Origin of the sequence: Clostridium sp. CAG:43 (assembly GCF_000434655.1) — a bacterium.
GTDB classification, from domain to species: domain Bacteria; phylum Bacillota; class Clostridia; order Lachnospirales; family Lachnospiraceae; genus Otoolea; species Otoolea fessa.
This window is the reverse complement of record NZ_FR895063.1, coordinates 1-2,338: the sequence shown is the minus strand read 5'-3', so window position 1 is coordinate 2,338 and position 2,338 is coordinate 1. Positions and strand designations below refer to the sequence as shown.

Annotated in this window: 4 protein-coding genes; 3 read left to right on the top strand and 1 reads right to left on the bottom strand. The window is 45.2% G+C overall.

Annotated elements, in window-relative coordinates:
- Together QVO97_RS05115 and QVO97_RS05110 are read left to right on the top strand one after the other, a co-directional pair.
- Nucleotides 1-256: type I restriction endonuclease (locus QVO97_RS05115; protein ID WP_288189003.1), on the top strand; the 256-nt coding region annotated here is incomplete at its 5' end.
- Nucleotides 234-470 (top strand): type I restriction-modification enzyme R subunit C-terminal domain-containing protein, encoded by a 237-nt coding sequence (locus QVO97_RS05110; protein ID WP_288189002.1) that lies wholly within the window; start codon nt 234-236, stop codon nt 468-470. The genes QVO97_RS05115 and QVO97_RS05110, both read left to right, overlap by 23 nt.
- 104 nt (nt 471-574) lie before the next feature.
- Here QVO97_RS05110 and QVO97_RS05105 read toward each other — a convergent pair whose 3' ends face one another.
- Nucleotides 575-772: a hypothetical protein gene (locus QVO97_RS05105; protein ID WP_022359311.1), complete on the bottom strand. Its 198-nt coding sequence runs from the start codon at nt 770-772 to the stop codon at nt 575-577.
- Nucleotides 773-1,019: 247 nt separating this feature from the next.
- Between QVO97_RS05105 and QVO97_RS05100 the strand changes: the two genes are divergently transcribed.
- On the top strand, nt 1,020-2,303 hold the full coding sequence (locus QVO97_RS05100) for an N-acetylmuramoyl-L-alanine amidase family protein (RefSeq protein ID WP_022359310.1): 1,284 nt from the start codon (nt 1,020-1,022) through the stop codon (nt 2,301-2,303).
- The last annotated feature ends 35 nt before the right edge of the window (nt 2,304-2,338 follow it).

Sequence of the window (2,338 nt, the reverse complement as noted above, 5' to 3'; positions counted from 1 at the left end):
CGTTTATTGTGAAGCGGGATATTGTGATTATGTCCTGTTTGGAAAGGATGGCAGCCCTATGGCGGTGGTGGAAGCGAAGCGCACCAGCAAGGATCCGAATGTTGGTCGGAAACAGGTTATGCTGTATGCGGACTGTTTAGAGCGGAAGTTTGGCCGCAGACCGATGATGTTTACGACGAATGGATTTGAAACGTATTTCTGGGATGACAAGACTTCTCCACAGCGTCCGGTCAGTGGCATTTTCAGAGTTTATTAACGATCAGTCATTGAACCAACGGCAGATCAATTTTGTTCATAAGATTATTAATCATATGGAGCAGAATGGGTATATGGAGAATGTGGCTGTTTTGCAGAAGCCTCCGTTTGATAAGCCAATTAGTTTTTTAAAGCTGTTTGATGTGAGAACGAGAACAGCGCTTATGAAAGCGATTAATGATGTCCGGGAGAATGCGGTTACAGTGGCGGGATGATGAAAAAATGACAGGAGACTGCGGAGGCAGTCAGTATAGAAGAATGAAAGAAGCGAACGACTGCGTATTGTGTTAGAAATAGACAGTCGTTTGCTTTTTGAACGTTATTTTTTCTTTTTAAAATATCGCAGTGCCACCGCATACCCATAGAGCACCGCCGGTATAACGATCGTGCAGAACAGCGATGCCAGCAGCAGATTTTCTGCCAGTGGACTGTCCATCAGGGCGAAGATGATGGAAGAGACGTAGAGGGCGATTAGGATAACAGCACCTGTCAGCGCCAAAATGCGTTTTGATTTCATATATGGTATCCTTTCTAATTTTATAACTCTGTAAAAAAGAGTGATTGGAATTTGTAATCATTTTTATATTGTTTCAAAGGCAGATTGGATATTGCCGTCTTTGATGAAATGTCTTTTATTTTATTATTATAAAGGATGTAAGAATTTTTTTCTATACTTTTCATTTGCGGTGCGGTAAAATAAGAAGAGATGTGGCAACTGTTTACAGTTTTTTGCTTAATTATGAACAAGAAAGGGGAGGCACACGATGAATTGGAAGAAAAAATTTATGTGGGCAGCATCCTTTTTAGTATCCTTGTTTGTTTGTGGGACAGCGCTGGCGGCAGGTAACGATGCGTCTGCGGACACCCCGGCGCAGGGCAAGGAAGAAAATCAAGTTTACAGGTTCGGCACCGAAAATAATGCCAATGATATAACGGAGACAGAGGCATCGGCGGCAGAAAGTGGCGCGGCTGGTTTTGAAAATAAAGAAATGTATCTGTATGAGGGCGAGTGGGTCGGAGACGGCGAGGACTGGCAGTACCGCCTGACGGATGGCAGCTTTTTGAAAGCGTCCTGGCTGAAATCGAATGGTCACTGGTATTATCTGGGAAAAAGCAGCTATATGCAGCGGGGACTCCGGAAAATCGGCACAAACCGTTATTATTTCGCCGAGAGCGGCGCGATGATGACTGGCTGGATTTATGAGGAAGAGACGGATCAGTGGTATCATGCAAACGAGGATGGGGCACTGACGACCGGCTGGTATCAGGCAGGAAATGCCTGGTATTGGTTTGATTCCAAATGTGTTATGTTCAGCGGCGGAAACCGGATGGTAAACGGGCATAAATATTATTTCTTTGACAATGGTCAGATGGCGGCGGATCAGTACGTGGAACTCAACTACTACGATGCAAATGGACTGCGCGACCGGACGCATGATGTGCGTTTGATGGGAAAACGGCGTCCGTCGGACAGTGAAAAAGAACAGATTACGAAAGAACTGGCAGGCGTGCCAAGAGAGTGGATCAAACGATTTGCAGAATCAGGCTGGGAGCTGATGTACTACACAGACAAGGCATACTTCTCAGCACCGAAAACAGAGCAGGGTATCTATTTTGTCAATTATGATACAGATGTGCATTACAAGAAAATCAAATTTTCTAAACCGCAGGGACTTGCGATGGCATTCGGCGAGTTCGCTGCGTCGGAACTAAGCGACGAAGAAACCTCACATGCCCTGACGGATTTCGAGCGATATCTGGCTGGCAGTGGACTGGTGCAGCCGCTTCCATCCTACTTTGACGATAAGCCAGAGATGCAGTTCGGCAGCTTTTTCGCCGCCTGCTGTGACAAAGATGTCCGAGCTGACATCCGAAAAAACAGTCTGGAATTATACAAATATGTCGTAAAGTTAGGATTCTGGCAGGAAGGACAAAAACCAGACGAAGCCGATCAAATTGAGATGAATTCCGATCCCGAACTTTCTGGAAACGGAACAGGACCGGCAGGGGATGAATCCCTAAAAAATAAAATCGGACCGGCATCATAAAATAAAATCATGGAATCATAGAGTAAATAACATAG